This is a genomic window from Natrinema sp. DC36 (assembly GCF_020405225.1).
Lineage (GTDB): Archaea > Halobacteriota > Halobacteria > Halobacteriales > Natrialbaceae > Natrinema.
Map to the genome: position 1 here is coordinate 3,142,229 of NZ_CP084472.1, position 15,695 is coordinate 3,157,923.

Genomic DNA, 15,695 nt, shown 5'->3' on the forward strand with positions numbered 1-15,695 from the left:
GACTACCCCTCGAGAGTGAGAAGGCCGTTCGATCGCCCCACGAACCCGCACACCCACTCGAAAGGTTGATAACTGGATGTCAGTTACCCCAACCCAATGAGTTCTGCCGTCGACGAGGACACCGCCCGGGCCATCAACAGCGGCCGGGAGACGATCGGCGCGCTCCTCTCGGGTGCCCAAGAGCACCTGCAGAAGGTGTTTATCGTCTTTCTCATCGGCTTCGTCAGCTCCTTTTACGCGCTTCGCGTGGTCGTCTGGGACTTCCTCGAGGCGACCGCGAAGGGCCAGATGAGCGAGGAGATCGCCGGCTCGACCGACATCATCACGCGAACGCCGTTCGAGGTGATCCTCTTGCAGGCAAAAATCGGGATGATCACGGGTGCCGTCGTCGCGATTCCCGCACTGCTCTTTTTCTCCCGGAAAGCGATCCGTCGCCGCGGCTATCACAGCGTCGTCCCGATCTCGAAGGGATACATCGCCGGCTTCGTCGTGATGGCGCTCTCGTTGTTCGTCGCTGGCGTCGTCTACGCGTATACCATCTTCTTCCCGTACGCGTTCGGCTTCCTCGCGGGGAACGCCGTCAGCGCCGGCGTCAAACCCAGTTACGGGATCACCGAGTTCACCGAGTTCATGGCGCTACTGACGCTCTCGTTCGGACTCGCCGCCCAGCTCCCGCTGTTGATGGGCGTGCTGTCCTACACCGAGATCATCCCCTACGAGACGTTCCGGGACAAGTGGCGACACGCCGTCGTCGGGATCGTCATCTTCGGGGCCCTGTTCTCGCCGCCGGATCCGTTCACGCAGGTCATGTGGGCCATGCCGATGATTATCCTCTACGTCTTCAGCCTCGGCCTGGCGAAGGTCGTCACCAACGTCCGCCGGCGCGGCGCGGCGAAATCCGAGGGGACGGGAACCGACCACGTCAAGCGGCGTCTCCTCCAGTTCGGCGGCGTGCTCGCCGTCGTCGCGGCCGCGATCTCCGTCGCGGTCAACCAGGGCGGCTTCGGCTACCTCCGCGAGTCCGTCTACCCCACGTTCCCGTCGTGGCTGCGCCCCAGCGGAACCCTCGGGCTCGAGGCGATGGCGAACGCGCACGGTCTCGCCGGTGAGGTCGCGGTCGGCCTCCTGGTCGCTGCCGCCGTCGGATTCGTCGTTCTGTTCGGCTATACGATCCACGTGCTCCAGCAGCCGGTCTATCCGCGATCGGACGACATTCAACGGGCCGACACCCACGAGGACGTCGACTTCGAGACGCTCGCGGTCGAGGACATCGACGACGTGTCGGTGCAGGTCTTCCACAGTATGAGCGAGGACCAGGCGCTCGAGTACTCCCGGCAGGCGATGTACGACGACGACCGGGCAAAAGCGCAGGCTATCCTCGACAGGTTCGATTCGATCGAGACGGCCGACGACGGCGGTGACGGCGCGGCCGCGGGCAGTGTCGCAGCGAGCGGTGCAGGAGGCGACAGTGGCGAGGACGAGAGCCTCTTCGCGAACACCGCCGCGGGCATGCTCGATCCCTTTACCGAGGACGAGACCACCGAGGACGACATCGGCGGCTACGCCTACGACATCGCCTTCATCTTCAACAGTCTCACCTCGAAGGTGTTCCGCATCGTCGGGCTGTTCATGGTCGTCATGGGCGGCACCTTCTTCTGGCTCTACTCGGGCGGTCTCGGGGACATCCTCAGGCTCTTCCTCGATCGGGTTCCCCAGCACGTGCTCGACGAGGTCGCCAGCCGCAACGACATCGACCCGAGCGGGATGAACCTCGGCGAACTCATCGAAGCGATGGACATCGTCGTCGCGTTACATCCGGTCGAAGTGCTCATCTTCGAGGCGAAAGTGAGCGCCCTCGCCGGGCTCGTCGCCACGCTGCCGGTGATACTGTTCTACGCCTGGCCGGCAGCCAAGGAGCGCGGGCTGGTGTACGGCGACCGGCGCACGTTCGTCGTCTGGGGCGGCGGCCTGCTCGTCGGCTTCGCCGTCGGAACCTACCTCGGGTTCTTCTGGGTCGCGCCGACGATCATCTCGTATCTGGTCTCGGACGCGATCAGCAACGGGATGGTCATCTCCTACCGGATCAAGAGCTTCTTCTGGCTCGTGATCGCCACGACCGTCGGCATCGGCTTCCTGCTCAACATCATCGTCACGATGGCGCTGTTCCACGTCGGCGGCGTCGTCAGCTACCGCTCGATGCTCGAGCGCTGGCGGCCGGTCGTCGTCGGGATCTTCGTCATCGCCGCCTTCTTCAGCCCGAAGGGGATCCTCATGATGTTGCTGTTCGCCATCCCGATCTCGCTCACCTACCTGCTCGGCCTCGCCGTCCTCTACGTCCTCACGGGCGGCGGCCGGCTGTTCGGCGGTGGCGGCGGCTCGGCGGCCCCACCGGACGCCGAGGACACCGGTGCGACCGCGACGGAGTGATGGTGTTCGCCGAACGCTCGCTGCTTCTTTACCCGAAATTTCGTAGTTCACTCGGTCCGGGAACCGCTTCGTACGGGTGTGTTACATGTCTCACGCCGAATCGCCAACCGGCGTGCGGTGGCGCGCGCTGGGCCGCGGCGAATTGCGAGGCCTGAACGAAGTGAAGGCCTCGATAATGTGAGCCGCGGTCCGAAGATGCGCGAGGTCTTCGTGAATAGTGCGGGACCGACGGTCCCGCATACCATGCGAACGGGTGCGAAGCACCCGTGAGCAGACGCAGTGAGGGAAGGCTTGTCAGAGCTCGCTCTGACAGTGGATGAGCGAGCGCCGCGAGGCGCGAACGAATCGGCTGGGGAGGGCGTGGCAATTCCGCGTTGCCGCGATTGAGGATGCTTCGTTACACTTGCTCCCGCGATTGACATCCTTGCTGGAGAGACATCGTTGGTATCTCTCGTGACTACGTGATCGTCGAACGCCTCGTGATCGGCTTCGATCTGCCCGATAAGCACGGACTGCGCTACCTACAGTTCCAGTGTCGCGTTCAGTTCGGTAGCGTATTCACGCGCTTGCTCGCGGACGGCTGCAGCGTCGATACCGACGTGTTCGCTTCCGTCGTACAGGACCTCACCGTCGACCATCGTGAACTCGACGTCATCGCCGTGTGCAGCGTAGACGAGGTGAGAGAACACATCGTTGACTGGCGTCGCGCGTGTTACATCGGTCGTCATCCCGATGATGTCGGCTTTCCATCCCTCACGAAGTTCGCCGAGACGCTCGAATCCGGCGGCCTCCGCACCGTTTCGTGTCGCCATCTCGAACACCGTCTCTGCGGCCGTCGTCGTCGGATCGAGCGTCTCCACCTTCTGGAGGAGGCTCGCCTGTCGCATCTCGGTGAAGGCATCGAGCGTGTTGTTGCACGGCGGACCGTCGTTACCGAGTGCGACGTTGATACCACGCTCGAGGTAGTCGATGACGGGTGCGATACCCGAGGCGAGCTTCATATTCGATGACGGACAGTGACAGACGTGAGTCCCGGACTCTGCAAGGAGTTCGCGCTCGGCCTCGTCGGTCCAGACGCAGTGTGCGAGGACGACGTCCTCACCCGTGAGGCCGACCTCGTCGAGCCAGAAAATATTGCGCATCCCCGTTTCCTCCTCGACGGCTGCGATCTCGTCGCGGTTCTCACTCGCATGTGTGTGGATGCGAACGCCATCGTACGCGTCCGCGAGGTCACGACACCCGCGGAGACACGCCTCAGTACAGCTCACCGCAAAGCGGGGTGTGACGGCGTACTGAATGCGGCCGTCGTTCACATCGTGATACTCCCGAATGAGTTTCTCCGTTTCGTCGAGAGCGGTCTGAGTACCCTGCTGAAGCCCCGCCGGAGATTCCGTGTCCATCAACACCTTCCCGAGTCGACCGCGGATACCGACGTCGATGGCTGCGTCAAACGCCGCGTCAGCGTGATGAACCGAGAGATGATCGATAACTGTGGTCGTCCCGGACTCGATACACTCGAGGTAGCCGAGCTTCGCCGCGGTATACATCACGTCGGCATCCATCTCGGCCTCCATCGGGAGAACGTAATCGAACAGCCAGGAAAGCAACGCAGTGTCATCGGCGACGCCGCGGCCAAGCGACTGAACGGAGTGAATGTGACTGCCGACCAGACCCGGGAGTAGGATATCGTACTCACGACGCTCGTGGCCAGGGTACTGCTCGACGAGGTCGGTACGGTCACCGACGGCGACGATACAATCGTCCTCGGTGACGACCGCCCCCTCCTCGATAGTCGTTGACGCATCGACGATGACGGTGCCCGAAAGTAACATACAAACGGGTGATACTAGTCCCCGAAATAACTTCCTTTCCGCAGTTCAGCCTCGTTTAAAGCCTCGTTCGATGATAAGAGGGCCAACAGGAGTACAATCGACATGACGGTACGCGGAATTATAGTAGTCACTGAAACGACATACACGCTGATCGCATCGCTGTCATGCAATCAGGTGTGCAGTGACTTTCAGTGACTACTATAACTGGTGAGCTTGCGGACAGACGTACCGACTCGGGCACCTCAGTGTCCTCCCTTACTCTGGAGAAGAAAGTGTGTTACCAACTCGCTCTATCACCGCTCAGAGAACCCGTTTCACACGCGGCACGTACCCTCTATCACTCGTTTGTCGACGGCATCTCCTGCTTCGGTTCCTCGTTCTTTCGTACTTCAGTAACGATCACGTCCCAGTCCGGATAGTCGGTTCCGTTCCGACAGTCCCATCCGCCTTCGATCTCGAGATCACTGTCGTGCGCACGACGAAGAAGCGCTTTCAATTCGGCACGCAACTCCGCTTCGGACGAGGGCGGCAGCTCGTCGGTAGTCATTGGCGTGTGGTTCCAACGGTCTTGCCGACCGGTTCGTTCGGCGGCCCCCGATGTCGAACCAGATCAGTGAGGGAATCGGTATCGATCGTGTCGTGGAGCGGGTCCAGTTCGAGCGGATCGGTATCCAGACCGTTCGACACTGCGGCGACAACAGCTATGCTCGCAGCGGTCGCGTCCTGATCGTACCGGGCACGGTACGTACCCGACTCCCGATCGAACTCCAACGTCTCTAACTCGGTACTGGCTAAGCTGGCAGTCATAGGTATCTACGTTACTCTAGCGGTCTGCGTCGGTTCAACACGACCACTGATTATACAGGAGGTATTAATACCGCTGCCTAGATTTCCAGTCGAGACTACTGATTGATTACCGTCCCGCCGATGAGCCGTCGGTGACCGCGTCTGAGTCGAGACGAAAGCGACTGCTGCGTGATTCCGAGTTCCGTAGCGATATCCTCGAGCGAGGCCTCACGCGGCGAATCGAAGTATCCGCGTTCGTAGGCCAACACCAGCGCTTCTCGCTGGGTGTCGGTCAACTCGTAGTCGTCGCCCTGTATCGGGAGCAACTGGTGGACTGCGGTGATCTCGATAGGAATGTCGTTCGTTTGGCATTCGGTGCGGAAATCGCTGATCGCCTCACGGCTCTCACCGCGGACTTCGAAGTCCCACCCCTCTTTCGTCCCGACTCCGGAGAGGATGGAGATGTTGGTTTCGGTGAGGGCGCTCAGGATGCCGAAATATTCCGATTCCCACTCTGCACGCATGAGATACTCGTCGTCGACGCTATCGATGAGTGTGATGGTAACCAGTCCAGCGTGGGCTTCGAACGCGGCTTCGATGTCTTCGGCGGCCGCGCCGCGGACCCAGAAATACGGGATTATCAGGTCCTCCTGTGGGAGGAGTCGTTCCATGTCGATCGTTACCTCGGGGAGGTTTTCGAAGATCGTCCCCAGTGGAAACTCGTCCGCCGGACTCGTAAACTCCATCACGGTAGCCATACCGATGGGTCGCCACGAAGGTCAATAACCCACGTGGGTGGTATACCAAGCACTAACGGTGATGGCCGACGTGTGAAGATACCACAGAGAGCCACTAGAGAGTAACACCCTTCCGGTTTCGTACCGGCATGGTCCACCATGCCGGTTCGTTTTGTCAGAATATGTCTTACCAAGAGAGCAAGAACAAGTAATGAGCGTGATTGTAGAATTTCGGGTTCCATCTGCGGATTTCGAACTCGGACGGATTCTCGACGTCGATGGGATCACGTCCATCGAACTCGAGAATCTCGTCCCCATCGGCGAGGCGGCCGTTCCGCTCTTCTGGATCCACAACTCGACGCGACAGTCGTTTCTCGAGTCCGTCCAACGCCACCCGGCCGTCACCAGCGCGGCGGAGGTAGACGTCTTCGACGACAGGACGCTCTTCACCCTCGACTGGGATGCGAACCACGATCACCTCTTCGAGGGAATCACGGAGAGCGAGGGACAGCTATTGAGTGCCATCGGCACGCCCGATACGTGGGAGTTCGAGTTGCGATTTCCCGATCACGACGCTCTCAGTGGATTTCGGACGGACTGCGAGGACGCGCAGATTTCGCTGGAGGTGCAGCGCGTGTACAACCCGACGAAACCGGACGCCGGTCCGTGGTACGGGTTGACCGAACTCCAGCGCGAAGCGATCACGCTCGCCGTCCGAACGGGGTACTACGACATCCCGAGAGGCTGTACGACCAAGGAACTCGCGGACGAACTTGATATTTCGGATCAGGCCGTGACGGAACGACTCCGTCGTGCAATCATGTCGCTCGTCAGGTACACGCTCGTCCACACCGAATCGGAGGGCTGACCGACCGACTCCCTCGTGTACCAAGGCAAATCCACACCGGACTGGCAGAAGAATGAGTTTGTATGGGCCGTAAGCAGGGATTAAGGCGAGTTGACAGAAAGAACTCGATGGTTGGCAATGACGAGGTGTTCGAGGCGTTGGCTGACGGGCAGCGACGCGATTTATTGGTCGAATTACTGGAATCCGGCCGATACCACGTCCCGGAGTTGTCCAGCAGTTCCCAGGAAATTGCTGAAGCGAACCAGGGGTTCCTCCACGAGTATCTGTCCACCGATCGAGAGAGCAACGCGGGCGACAAGGAGCGCATCCGTATGCACCTCGTTCACGTTCCGAAGCTCGCTGACGACCGCTTCATCGAGTGGGACCGAGACGATTACGTCGCCACGAGAGGTCCTCGGTTCGACGAGCTGGTGCCCGTTCTCGAACTGATAGACGAGTTGCGAGACGACCGTCTCGTGGCGGATGCCGTCGTCACTCTCGAGCAGTGAGAATGGATTAGTGACGAGTGAACCGTGTGGTAACAGGGCGTGTTCTGCTGCGCTGGCAGCGCGGATTATCACGCCTCCCCCAACCGTACGCCTCCCCAGCCGAGTTCTACTTGCGAGCAGCGCAAGAATGCGATCTCGCACCTCGCGGACAGCGTGCGCCGCCGCACGCCGGTTGACCCGTCCCGGGTGAGACATCGGTCGCCTGAACGGCGTCCCGGCCGAGTCGGAATCCGTCTCGAGACGAAATCCCGATTGAAACCGTGCGATCAACCCTCTTAAGTCGAGGACGCGCGAACGACTATCCAGACTGATGCCCAAGATCAGCGTCGAAATTCCGCAGGAACTCCTCGAGGATCTGGACGACCACGTCGGCGACGACGGCAAGTTCGTCAACCGCAGCGACGCGATTCGGTCCTCGATCCGAAAGAATCTGGATATCTTGGACGAGATCGACGAGCGCCACGACCGCCTCGAGACGGAAGAGTAGCCGACCGGTCAGTCCCGGTCGATCCGCTGTGCGAAGCCGAAGTTCGGCTTGACGTCCTCGACGCGCACCGTGACGGTCTCGCCCTCCTCGGTATCGGGGACGAACAGCCGGTAGCCGTCGACGCTCGCCATGCCGTCGCCTTCGTTTCCGACGGCGTCGATCTCGACCTCGAGTTCGTCGCCCGGCCGCACCGTGGCGGTGAGCCGTCCCTTTCCGATGAAGTAAACCTCGGAGGACTCGTCTCGACTCGCCTTCGGCGACGTCGCGCGGACGTACTGGAACTCCTCCTCGACGTCCGCTCGGAAGTCGTCGACGTCCGGCCCCTCGAAGACCTTCACGACGAAGTCCCCGCCGCTGTCGAGCAGTTCGACGGCGGTCTCGAAGGCCTGCCGTGCGAGGTGCAGCGACCGGGCCTGATCGAGCGAGTACTCGCCGGACATGTTGGGTGCCATGTCGGAGATGACGACGTCGACCGGGCCGCCGGCGGCGTCGATAACCCGATCGCGGGTCTTCTCTTCGGTCATGTCTCCGCGGAGCGTCTCGACGTTGTCGTGATCCTCGAAGTCCTTGATCCGCTGGAAGTCGACGCCGATGACGTTCCCCTCCGAGCCGACCGCCTCGGCGGCGACCTCGAGCCAGCCGCCGGGGGCCGCCCCCAGGTCGACGACCGTATCGCCGCGGTCGATGACGTTCTCGAGGTTATCGAGCTGTTTGAGCTTGTAGGCCGCTCGAGAGCGATACCCTTCCTGCTTCGCCTTGTTGTAGTAGTGGTCTTTACCTGCCATCGAAGTTACACTCAGTTAGCGTCACTAGACGGTCGAGACGGATAGGTGCCGCGACTCGCGGTTTCAGGCCGCGAATACGCGGTCCCGCCTCGAGTGGTCGCGCCCATCACTGCCCGTTCGGTCGCGCGGTCTCCGGAAACGGGCTCCTGCTCGAGGCGGTGTCGTCCGGCGATCACCGCCAAGCCACGAGTCGAGATTACTCGAGCCCGCTCGCGCGTAAAGGGTGGCTTTTTATGGCGACCGTCCGTACGCCGACCTATATGTTCAAGGCCATCGTGAGCGCCGAAACGCTCACCAGCGCGCTCGATTCGGTGAGCGTGCTGGTCGACGAGTGCAAGATCCACCTCGAGGAAGACGGACTGGAAATCCGCGCCGTCGACCCCGCGAACGTCGGGATGGTCGACCTCTCGCTCGATGCGTCTGCGTTCGAATCCTACGAGGCGGACGGCGGGCTGATCGGCGTCGACCTCTCGCGGCTCGAGGATATCGCCGGCATGGCCGACACCGGTCAGCTCATCCAACTCGAACTCGACGAGGAGACCCGCAAGCTTCACATCCAGATCGACGGGCTCGAGTACACGCTCGCGCTCATCGATCCCGACTCGATCCGCCAGGAGCCGGACATTCCGGACCTCGACCTGCCCGCGGAGGTCGTCCTCGAGGGGAAAGACGTCAACCGTTCGGTGACCGCCGCCGATATGGTCTCCGACCACATCGCACTCGGCGTCGACGAAACCGACGAATTCTTCTACGTCAGCGCGGAGGGCGACACCGACGACGTCCACCTCGAGCTCACCCAGGACGATCTGATCGATCTGCAGGTCGGCCCCGCCCGCTCGCTGTTCTCGCTGGACTACCTGAAGGACATGAACAAGGCGATTCCCAAAGACACCGAGGTCACGCTCGACCTCGGCGAGGAGTTCCCCGTCAAGATCTACTTCGGCTTCGCGGAGGGGCAGGGACAGGTCACCTACATGCTCGCACCGCGCATCCAGAGCGACTGATACGGTCTGCTGTAACTGTTTATCGGCACACCCGCGACCCGCCATGCGGGCGCGCCGGAACTAACTGACAGCAGACCGTCTGACGCGCTCGAGCGTCATCGACTACTTAATACGATAATATAGGCAGGCGAGTGGCTACCGAAGTTCTCGACAATAGCAGGGTATGCCCTCCCCGAACGATTCGACGGACGAGTCGGAGTCGCCCGATCACAGCTACGTCACGACGTTCGATCCGGCGGACGGCCGGCCGAGCGAGGCCGTCGTCACCGCAGTCGCCGCGGTTCTCGAGGCCGATCCCGCCGAGCTATCGCCGCTGTACGACGTCATGGATCCGGGCGCGCTCAACGACCTGGTCGAACACGCTCAGCGAGGGGCGACCGACGGCACTCATCTGGTGTGGTTCACCTACGAGGGGCTCGACGTCGGCGTCCGAAGCGACGGCGAGATCCGGATCCGGAACGTCACTGCGGCCAGCTGACGACCGCCTCCCGAGCAGCGCCAGGCCGGCCGCAGTCTCGTACCTATCGTCACTCCTGCTCGTCGAGGAACGCCAGCAGGTGCTCGTTGACCAGTTCGTCGTCTTCGATGAAGAAGAGGTGCGAGCCGCCCTCGACGAGTTCGAGGCGGCTGTCCGAAATCTTCTCCGCGAGCAGCCGCGCGTTTTCGACGGGGACGACCTGGTCGTCGGTCCCGTGGAGGAGCAGCGTCGGCACGCGGAGCCCGTCGAGGCGGTCGCTGACGTCGAAGTTCTGGACGGCGGCGGCCTGGGCCTCGCGACCGGGGGCGCCGGCGTCCTGCTCGAGTCGCCACTCGATGATTCGATCCATCAGGTGGGGGTTCCGGTTGGTGAACCGCTCGTTGAACGCGGGGCGCATTCGATGGCGGATCGTCTCCCGTTCGCTGGCCCCGTCGGGCGTATCGAACATGCGCTCCTGCGTCTCCTCGGGAACCGGTGCCGCGTCGGGGCCCCCGTGGGACGTACAACACAGCGTCAGTGATTTCGCCCGGGAGTACTCCAGCGCGTAGCGCTGGGCGATCATCCCGCCCATGCTCGCCCCGACGATGTGGGCGTCGTAGATTCCCGCGTCGTCGAGAACGGCCTCGAGGTCCGCTGCGAGCCCGCCCATCGAGTAACCGGCCAGTTTGAGGATGACGAGGGCGCGGAGCGTCCCCGGCAGTCGCGCCACGAGCGGCGGCAGGCCGACGTCCGAGCGGCCGGTGCCCCGGTTGTCCGGAGCGATCACGTCGTACTCGTCGGCGACTGCCTCGCGCTGCCACCGCCACATCCACCGACCGAATCCGAGTCCCTGAACGAACACGACCGGCGCGCTTCCGTCTCCATCGCTCCGCTCGTGTTCGTAGTAGATCGACACGCCGTCTCTCATCGCCTGTGGCATACCCGGACTGACGTGTCGAACGCCCTTGAAATCGATCCTCGAAAGGTGAGCAGTGTCATCCCGTGTCGTGCGATCGGCTGTGGAACCCGGTAATCCGATTTTATCGCCGTGGTGACGGTCGGGGGACGACCGTCTTGAGGCCGCTCGGCTCACGATCGGCGCTCGAGGCCCACCCGTCGGAACGGTTCAGCGGGATAAAGACCGATTGTGATAATCAGCGCGTTTATCCCGTCGCGGTAAAATATTGTTACCGATGCAGCGACTGCACGCGCGGTACCCGTTTCTCGAGGCCGCTCGCGAGTCCGTCGCGACGGAGGCGGTCGATCTCGCGACCGTCGTCGAGCAGGATCAGGCGGTCGTCGACCGCGCGCGCCAACGCGTGATTACCGCGCTCGGGGAGGGGGAGATCGGGGACTCACACCGCGAGGCTCGCGTCGAATTGCTCTCCTATCCCGTCGCGCGGGTGCTCGTCTCGCTGGTCGGGGAGCGAGTGCTCGTCCGAAAGTACGCCCGCGGGGAGGCCGCGACGGCCTACGACCGCTTCACCGCCGACATGGCCGACACCACCGAGCTGAAGAGCGTCGAGACGACGGGACTCGAACTCGAGGATCTGCTCGCCGAGTTCGACCTGGGAGACGACGTTCGCGAGGCGACCGACGGCGACGGCTATCGGATCGACGTCGGCACCTACCTCCCGCTGGCCGAGGACCTGTGGGAAGACGAGTGGCGGCTGGTTAATAAGCCATTGGACGCCGGCGAGGTGCCCGTCGACGCCGACGAATTACTCGCGCTCCTGCGCGAGGCGATCCGGAGCCGTATCGAGGACGGCCTTCCGTTCGAGGTGCCCGACACCATCGCGACCGCGCTCGAGGACGACGCCGCCGAGATCCGCGAGGTGCTGGCGGACCTCGAGTTGACCCAGGATATCGACACGGTCGTTCCGGACCTGTTCCCGCCGTGTATGAAGGCTCTGCTCGATCAGATACAGAAGGGCGAACACTTGGCGCACCACTCCCGATTCGCGATCACCGCGTTCCTGACGAGTATCGGGATGACCACCGATCAGATCGTCGACCTCTACCGCGTCAACTCGTCGTTCGGCGAGGAGATGACCCGCTACCAGACCGACCACATCCGCGGCGATAGCTCCCCGACGGAGTACTCGCCGCCCTCGTGTGCGACGATGCAGTCCTACGGCGACTGCGTGAACAAGGACGATCTCTGCGAGCGGATTCCGCATCCGATGGCCTACTACGAGCAGCGGATCGACGACGCCGACGACGACGAGATCGAGGACTGGAGAGAAGGGACTGACGACGCCGAGAATAGCGCCGCGAGCGGCGACTGAGTGTCGCTGACGACTGGACCGCAAGCGGCGAACGGTTGCGGTCGACTGCGGGGCCAAGACGGTCGAAGTGCGGCAGTTCTTTTCGAAACGTCACTTCTGCGAGGGCTCGTCGGACAGTTCGTCCGCCTGTTGCTGGATGTCCCGTAGCGCCCGTTCCTGTTCGCCGCGGGCGAGACCGCCGGATTCGGCGTGTCGACCGTCGTACTGGTCGGACGGGATCGCGTTCCAGACGCTCGAGCCGTCGTCCCCGGCCTCGCGATCGGTCGTCGAGTCACCTGAGACGGCCAGTCGCCACAGGAGCGCGATCGCGAGTCCGGTGGGAACCACCACCGCGCCGGCGGCGACGACCGGGTCGACGATGGACAGCACGCCCACGAGCAGCGACGAACAGAGCAGGACGAGCACGACGACGGCGGCAGCCTGACCGGAACGGAATCCGTTCGTTCGAGCCGAACTGGAGTCAGCACTAGCCATGGGTATTGTCAAACCAGCAATGTGAAAAGCGTACCGACGCCCTCAGAACGTCCCCTTCGCGTCCGCGTCGTCGTCATCGTCGTTGGCCTCGAGGCCGTTCTCGGGGTCGTTGAGCAGATACGCGAGGAGAATGCCGGCCGCGGTCATCAGGAGAATGAAGCCGGCGATGACCGCCACCAGTATCTGTCCGCCTTCGGGCGAGAGCGTGCTGTTATCGGCTCCGTAGGAGGATCCGACGGCGATCATGGCCCCCAGCATCAGGAAGACGACAGTAACGGCGACGACGATTTCGATGAGCTGTTCGCGCTCGAGCATTGTCCCAGCGGTTTCGCCGGACCGGTGAAAAGCGCTTCGAAGGGTGCCTCGAGTCGGATCGTCGGCTGCGGTCGTCAGTCGTCCGCGACTCCCGTATAAACCGCGGCCATGAGGATGCAAGCGAACCCGTTATACTCATCGATCCCCTACCCACGTCGAATAGCCAGCCGACTAGCGAATCCACTTCGACGCACCCATGAAAACAACAGCGTCACCGAAAGCACCGCTTCCAGTACCGTCAGCAGATCACCTCACGAAGCGATCGCGCCGGGCACGCATCGAACCGATGTCGGTGCTGTCGCTGGGCGACGGCCTCTACGAGGTCGAGTCCGCGAGCGACCACACCTACCTCGTGGACCTCGAGGCGGGTCGGTGCACCTGCCCGGATCACGTCTTCCGCGAGGCCCGTTGCAAGCACGTCCGTAGAGTCGCGATCGAGATCACGGAGGGCCGGACCCCGCCGCCGGGCGAGATCGCGGTCGACTGTCGCGACTGCGGCGAGACGATCTTCGTCGACGAGGACGAACCCGCGCCGTTCTACTGCGACGAGCACGCGCTCTACGCGGGTGACACCGTCCGTGATCGCGAAACCGGCGATCGACTCACCGTCGTCGACGTCTCGGAACTGCGAGCCGACGCCGTCGAGATCGGAGCGGCCGACACCACCGTCGCAGACTACGAGACCAACGCGGACTACGATCCCGACGTCCCCGTCGTCGGCGCGATCTATCCCCACGCCACCGTCGCGCCCAACGGCGTCGTTCCCTCGTCGCTGCGAATCTACGTCTTCCCGCGGACCCGCCTCGAGAAGGCGACGTAGCGACTCGAGTCGGCTTCGCAAGGAGAGACCGAACTGGGTTCCGGACGAACGAATGCGTACCAGTGGACAGGAACACGGCCTCTATTCGGACGAACTCGTGAAGTTCGCGGAATGCCTGGACGGATCATCTGCCAGATTACCCGTGAAGAATACACCATCAAATGAAAATTATTTAGGGTATTGGCCATAATATGAACGCACGACGTTCCAAGAAGCGCGGACAAAACTACCGCCTTCAATAGGTATCGGAATCGCGTTTATCCTGGTCCTGAGTCTTGCATACGCACTACAGGTGGCACAGATTCTTCTGTGGGTGTTTAGTGTCGTTTCTATCGGATTATTTATCACTATCCCATATTTATTCTACCGTTTGGTCGTTGCAACTGAAGAGATAGCGCGCAAACTGTGAGTGCGCGCTCAGTTTGTCTCTTCCGTTCCGAATCGATAACTGTCACTCGAGAACTTTCGCGGCCTCCTCGACGTCCATCACGCCCTGCTCGACGGCGTTGAGCACGCGGAGGATCTCCTCGTCGGGACCGGTATCGGCCCCGTCGTCGCCGACTTCCTCGAGCGTGACCTTCTCGGATCGGCCGGTGAACTCGGGGAAGTCGGTTCCCTCGGCGATGGCCGTCTCCTTCTTGACGCGGTAGTTACCGCCGTCAGTCACGTGGAGGTCGCCGGGGTGGAAGAAGTACCAGTCCTCGCGGTCGAAGCGAATGCCGATTCGAGGTTTCGCGCCGAAGTTCTGCGCGAAGTAGATGAGCGCTTCGACCTCCTCGCCGGTGAGATAGATCGGGTCGCCCGAACTCGATTTCGCCTCGATCGCGTAGAACTGTTCGCCGTCGCCGGCGAGCACGTCGGGGAGTTCGCGCTCGGTCGCAGAACCGCTGGCGGGCGCACGCATGACCGCGAAGCCGGCCTCGTCGAGTGCGTTGACGAGTTCCCGCTCGCGGCGGTCGCCCTTCGCCTGAGACATACCCCACCGTCACCGCCCGCCGGTAATAAAGGAACTGACAGCGCGGTGGAAGTGATCGGTCGGGGACGAGTACGGTGGAACAGCCGATAGCCGCGGAGCCTACAGCGGAACGACGGCCAGCAGATCGACGAGTATCGAGGTCGACGGCTCGGCGGTCTCGATCTCGTACTCGAGGGCGATGTAGAGGATGCCGAACTGGATGGCGTTGAAGGCGGCGTGGGCGGCGATCGGAACGAAGAGGTTGTCCGTTTTCGCGTAGAGCAGCCCGAAAATGATCGAGCCGCCGAAGACGATGACGACCGGAACGACGGTCGCGAGCAGCGACTGGGAGACGGCGTACGACAGGATGTGGATCAGCGCGAAGATGGCGCTGGCGATGACGACCGCCTGAAGCCGAGAGAACGCGTCGTAGAGGCGCTTCTGGACGATGTTCCGGAAGAGGAACTCCTCGGCTGGCGCGTTGAAGAGGAAGACGATCGCGATCATGACGAGAACCATCGTCTGGTCGTCGCCGATGAAGCCCGAGACAGAGTTCTCCGCGGTGGGAAGAGAAAGCAACTGGACGAGCATGCTGACGAGAACGTAAAACACGAAGCTCCCGAGGACGCCGGCGAGGATGTAGCCCCAGCCCCGTTTCGTCGGGGTTCGGAGGTCGACGTACGACCAGCCGCGGTCGGTCGCCGCGAGGTAGATCCCGCCGGCGAGCGCGAAGCCGACGAAGTTCAGGGTCAACAGGAGCGCTCGACTCGTGATCGACGCCTCCATCGGTGACGTGATTACCGCCGGATCGAGCAGGACGGCAGGGAGGACCGTGAACTGACTGGCAAGAATACCGAACGCTGCCAGGCCGATCGCGACGAGCGTCGACCGAATCGGGCCGTCGTCGCGATGGCGTGCGGGCGTTTCCATGCGGAGACGTACGACGACGGGGGCCTTGGGCGTTGCTCATCC

General features: G+C 62.5%; 18 protein-coding genes. 8 read left to right on the plus strand and 10 right to left on the minus strand.

Translation table 11 applies throughout. From position 1 onward, the window contains the following. Window positions 1-96 precede the first annotated feature (96 nt). Window positions 97-2,427: a twin-arginine translocase subunit TatC gene (locus LDH74_RS16170; protein ID WP_226039728.1), complete on the plus strand. Its 2,331-nt coding sequence runs from the start codon at window positions 97-99 to the stop codon at window positions 2,425-2,427. A 521-nt stretch (window positions 2,428-2,948) separates the two neighbouring features. Here the strand turns inward: LDH74_RS16170 and LDH74_RS16175 are convergent. The 4 genes from LDH74_RS16175 to LDH74_RS16190 form a co-directional block, all read right to left on the minus strand. Then, complete coding sequence (locus LDH74_RS16175; RefSeq protein WP_226039729.1) at window positions 2,949-4,259, minus strand: 5'-deoxyadenosine deaminase; 1,311 nt, start codon at window positions 4,257-4,259, stop codon at window positions 2,949-2,951. Between the two features lie 337 nt (window positions 4,260-4,596). Beyond that, window positions 4,597-4,806: a hypothetical protein gene (locus LDH74_RS16180; protein ID WP_226039730.1), complete on the minus strand. Its 210-nt coding sequence runs from the start codon at window positions 4,804-4,806 to the stop codon at window positions 4,597-4,599. Continuing rightward, window positions 4,803-5,066 carry a HalOD1 output domain-containing protein gene (locus LDH74_RS16185; protein ID WP_226039731.1) on the minus strand — a complete coding sequence of 88 codons (264 nt, stop codon included), beginning with the start codon at window positions 5,064-5,066 and terminating at the stop codon, window positions 4,803-4,805. Before LDH74_RS16185 ends, LDH74_RS16180 begins: the two co-directional genes overlap by 4 nt. 95 nt (window positions 5,067-5,161) lie before the next feature. Then, the gene (locus tag LDH74_RS16190) at window positions 5,162-5,803 is read right to left on the minus strand and encodes a helix-turn-helix domain-containing protein (RefSeq protein WP_226039732.1); all 642 of its coding nucleotides are present in this window, start codon (window positions 5,801-5,803) and stop codon (window positions 5,162-5,164) included. 190 nt (window positions 5,804-5,993) lie between these two features. Between LDH74_RS16190 and LDH74_RS16195 the strand changes: the two genes are divergently transcribed. From LDH74_RS16195 to LDH74_RS16205, 3 genes are all read left to right on the plus strand, one after another. Then, complete coding sequence (locus LDH74_RS16195) at window positions 5,994-6,650, plus strand: helix-turn-helix domain-containing protein (RefSeq protein WP_226039733.1); 657 nt, start codon at window positions 5,994-5,996, stop codon at window positions 6,648-6,650. Window positions 6,651-6,757: 107 nt separating this feature from the next. After that, a complete protein-coding gene (locus LDH74_RS16200; protein WP_226039734.1) occupies window positions 6,758-7,138 on the plus strand; it encodes a hypothetical protein in 381 nt (126 codons plus the stop codon). Window positions 7,139-7,448: 310 nt separating this feature from the next. After that, window positions 7,449-7,625: a ribbon-helix-helix domain-containing protein gene (locus tag LDH74_RS16205; RefSeq protein WP_098725150.1), complete on the plus strand. Its 177-nt coding sequence runs from the start codon at window positions 7,449-7,451 to the stop codon at window positions 7,623-7,625. Window positions 7,626-7,633: 8 nt separating this feature from the next. On the opposite strand, the gene LDH74_RS16210 is transcribed toward LDH74_RS16205, so the two are convergent. Continuing rightward, window positions 7,634-8,410, minus strand: coding sequence for a 23S rRNA (uridine(2552)-2'-O)-methyltransferase (locus tag LDH74_RS16210; protein ID WP_226039735.1), 777 nt, complete (start codon window positions 8,408-8,410; stop codon window positions 7,634-7,636). Window positions 8,411-8,670: 260 nt separating this feature from the next. On the opposite strand from LDH74_RS16210, the gene LDH74_RS16215 reads away from it, so the two are divergent. Both LDH74_RS16215 and LDH74_RS16220 read left to right on the plus strand, forming a co-directional pair. Beyond that, complete coding sequence (locus LDH74_RS16215; protein ID WP_226042543.1) at window positions 8,671-9,414, plus strand: DNA polymerase sliding clamp; 744 nt, start codon at window positions 8,671-8,673, stop codon at window positions 9,412-9,414. Window positions 9,415-9,577: 163 nt separating this feature from the next. Further along, a complete protein-coding gene (locus tag LDH74_RS16220; RefSeq protein WP_226039736.1) occupies window positions 9,578-9,892 on the plus strand; it encodes a HalOD1 output domain-containing protein in 315 nt (104 codons plus the stop codon). A gap of 49 nt (window positions 9,893-9,941) precedes the next feature. On the opposite strand, the gene LDH74_RS16225 is transcribed toward LDH74_RS16220, so the two are convergent. After that, the gene (locus LDH74_RS16225) at window positions 9,942-10,811 is read right to left on the minus strand and encodes an alpha/beta hydrolase (RefSeq protein WP_226039737.1); all 870 of its coding nucleotides are present in this window, start codon (window positions 10,809-10,811) and stop codon (window positions 9,942-9,944) included. Between the two features lie 253 nt (window positions 10,812-11,064). On the opposite strand from LDH74_RS16225, the gene priL reads away from it, so the two are divergent. Next, entirely contained in the window at window positions 11,065-12,159 is a 1,095-nt protein-coding gene (gene priL / locus LDH74_RS16230; protein ID WP_226039738.1) for a DNA primase regulatory subunit PriL, read from the plus strand. 90 nt (window positions 12,160-12,249) lie between these two features. Here the strand turns inward: priL and LDH74_RS16235 are convergent, their stop codons facing one another. Further along, the gene (locus tag LDH74_RS16235) at window positions 12,250-12,633 is read right to left on the minus strand and encodes a hypothetical protein (protein WP_226039739.1); all 384 of its coding nucleotides are present in this window, start codon (window positions 12,631-12,633) and stop codon (window positions 12,250-12,252) included. Window positions 12,634-12,675: 42 nt separating this feature from the next. Then, window positions 12,676-12,948 carry a hypothetical protein gene (locus LDH74_RS16240; RefSeq protein WP_226039740.1) on the minus strand — a complete coding sequence of 91 codons (273 nt, stop codon included), beginning with the start codon at window positions 12,946-12,948 and terminating at the stop codon, window positions 12,676-12,678. A 196-nt stretch (window positions 12,949-13,144) separates the two neighbouring features. Between LDH74_RS16240 and LDH74_RS16245 the strand changes: the two genes are divergently transcribed. Then, window positions 13,145-13,768 (plus strand): SWIM zinc finger family protein, encoded by a 624-nt coding sequence (locus LDH74_RS16245; RefSeq protein ID WP_226039741.1) that lies wholly within the window; start codon window positions 13,145-13,147, stop codon window positions 13,766-13,768. Window positions 13,769-14,219: 451 nt separating this feature from the next. Here the strand turns inward: LDH74_RS16245 and hjc are convergent, their stop codons facing one another. Continuing rightward, window positions 14,220-14,744 (minus strand): Holliday junction resolvase Hjc, encoded by a 525-nt coding sequence (hjc, locus tag LDH74_RS16250; protein WP_226039742.1) that lies wholly within the window; start codon window positions 14,742-14,744, stop codon window positions 14,220-14,222. 99 nt (window positions 14,745-14,843) lie between these two features. After that, complete coding sequence (locus LDH74_RS16255) at window positions 14,844-15,653, minus strand: CPBP family intramembrane glutamic endopeptidase (protein WP_226039743.1); 810 nt, start codon at window positions 15,651-15,653, stop codon at window positions 14,844-14,846. Between the last annotated feature and the right edge of the window lie 42 nt (window positions 15,654-15,695).

Excerpts from the sequence above, each read along its gene's own strand:
- LDH74_RS16170 (WP_226039728.1), top strand. The coding sequence starts at position 97 with ATGAGTTCTGCCGTCGACGAGGACACCGCCCGGGCCATCAACAGCGGC.
- LDH74_RS16175 (WP_226039729.1), bottom strand. The coding sequence starts at position 4,259 with ATGTTACTTTCGGGCACCGTCATCGTCGATGCGTCAACGACTATCGAG.
- LDH74_RS16180 (WP_226039730.1), bottom strand. The coding sequence starts at position 4,806 with ATGACTACCGACGAGCTGCCGCCCTCGTCCGAAGCGGAGTTGCGTGCC.
- LDH74_RS16185 (WP_226039731.1), bottom strand. The coding sequence starts at position 5,066 with ATGACTGCCAGCTTAGCCAGTACCGAGTTAGAGACGTTGGAGTTCGAT.
- LDH74_RS16190 (WP_226039732.1), bottom strand. The coding sequence starts at position 5,803 with ATGGCTACCGTGATGGAGTTTACGAGTCCGGCGGACGAGTTTCCACTG.
- LDH74_RS16195 (WP_226039733.1), top strand. The coding sequence starts at position 5,994 with ATGAGCGTGATTGTAGAATTTCGGGTTCCATCTGCGGATTTCGAACTC.
- LDH74_RS16200 (WP_226039734.1), top strand. The coding sequence starts at position 6,758 with ATGGTTGGCAATGACGAGGTGTTCGAGGCGTTGGCTGACGGGCAGCGA.
- LDH74_RS16205 (WP_098725150.1), top strand. The coding sequence starts at position 7,449 with ATGCCCAAGATCAGCGTCGAAATTCCGCAGGAACTCCTCGAGGATCTG.
- LDH74_RS16210 (WP_226039735.1), bottom strand. The coding sequence starts at position 8,410 with ATGGCAGGTAAAGACCACTACTACAACAAGGCGAAGCAGGAAGGGTAT.
- LDH74_RS16215 (WP_226042543.1), top strand. The coding sequence starts at position 8,671 with ATGTTCAAGGCCATCGTGAGCGCCGAAACGCTCACCAGCGCGCTCGAT.
- LDH74_RS16220 (WP_226039736.1), top strand. The coding sequence starts at position 9,578 with ATGCCCTCCCCGAACGATTCGACGGACGAGTCGGAGTCGCCCGATCAC.
- LDH74_RS16225 (WP_226039737.1), bottom strand. The coding sequence starts at position 10,811 with ATGCCACAGGCGATGAGAGACGGCGTGTCGATCTACTACGAACACGAG.
- priL (WP_226039738.1), top strand. The coding sequence starts at position 11,065 with ATGCAGCGACTGCACGCGCGGTACCCGTTTCTCGAGGCCGCTCGCGAG.
- LDH74_RS16235 (WP_226039739.1), bottom strand. The coding sequence starts at position 12,633 with ATGGCTAGTGCTGACTCCAGTTCGGCTCGAACGAACGGATTCCGTTCC.
- LDH74_RS16240 (WP_226039740.1), bottom strand. The coding sequence starts at position 12,948 with ATGCTCGAGCGCGAACAGCTCATCGAAATCGTCGTCGCCGTTACTGTC.
- LDH74_RS16245 (WP_226039741.1), top strand. The coding sequence starts at position 13,145 with ATGAAAACAACAGCGTCACCGAAAGCACCGCTTCCAGTACCGTCAGCA.
- hjc (WP_226039742.1), bottom strand. The coding sequence starts at position 14,744 with ATGTCTCAGGCGAAGGGCGACCGCCGCGAGCGGGAACTCGTCAACGCA.
- LDH74_RS16255 (WP_226039743.1), bottom strand. The coding sequence starts at position 15,653 with ATGGAAACGCCCGCACGCCATCGCGACGACGGCCCGATTCGGTCGACG.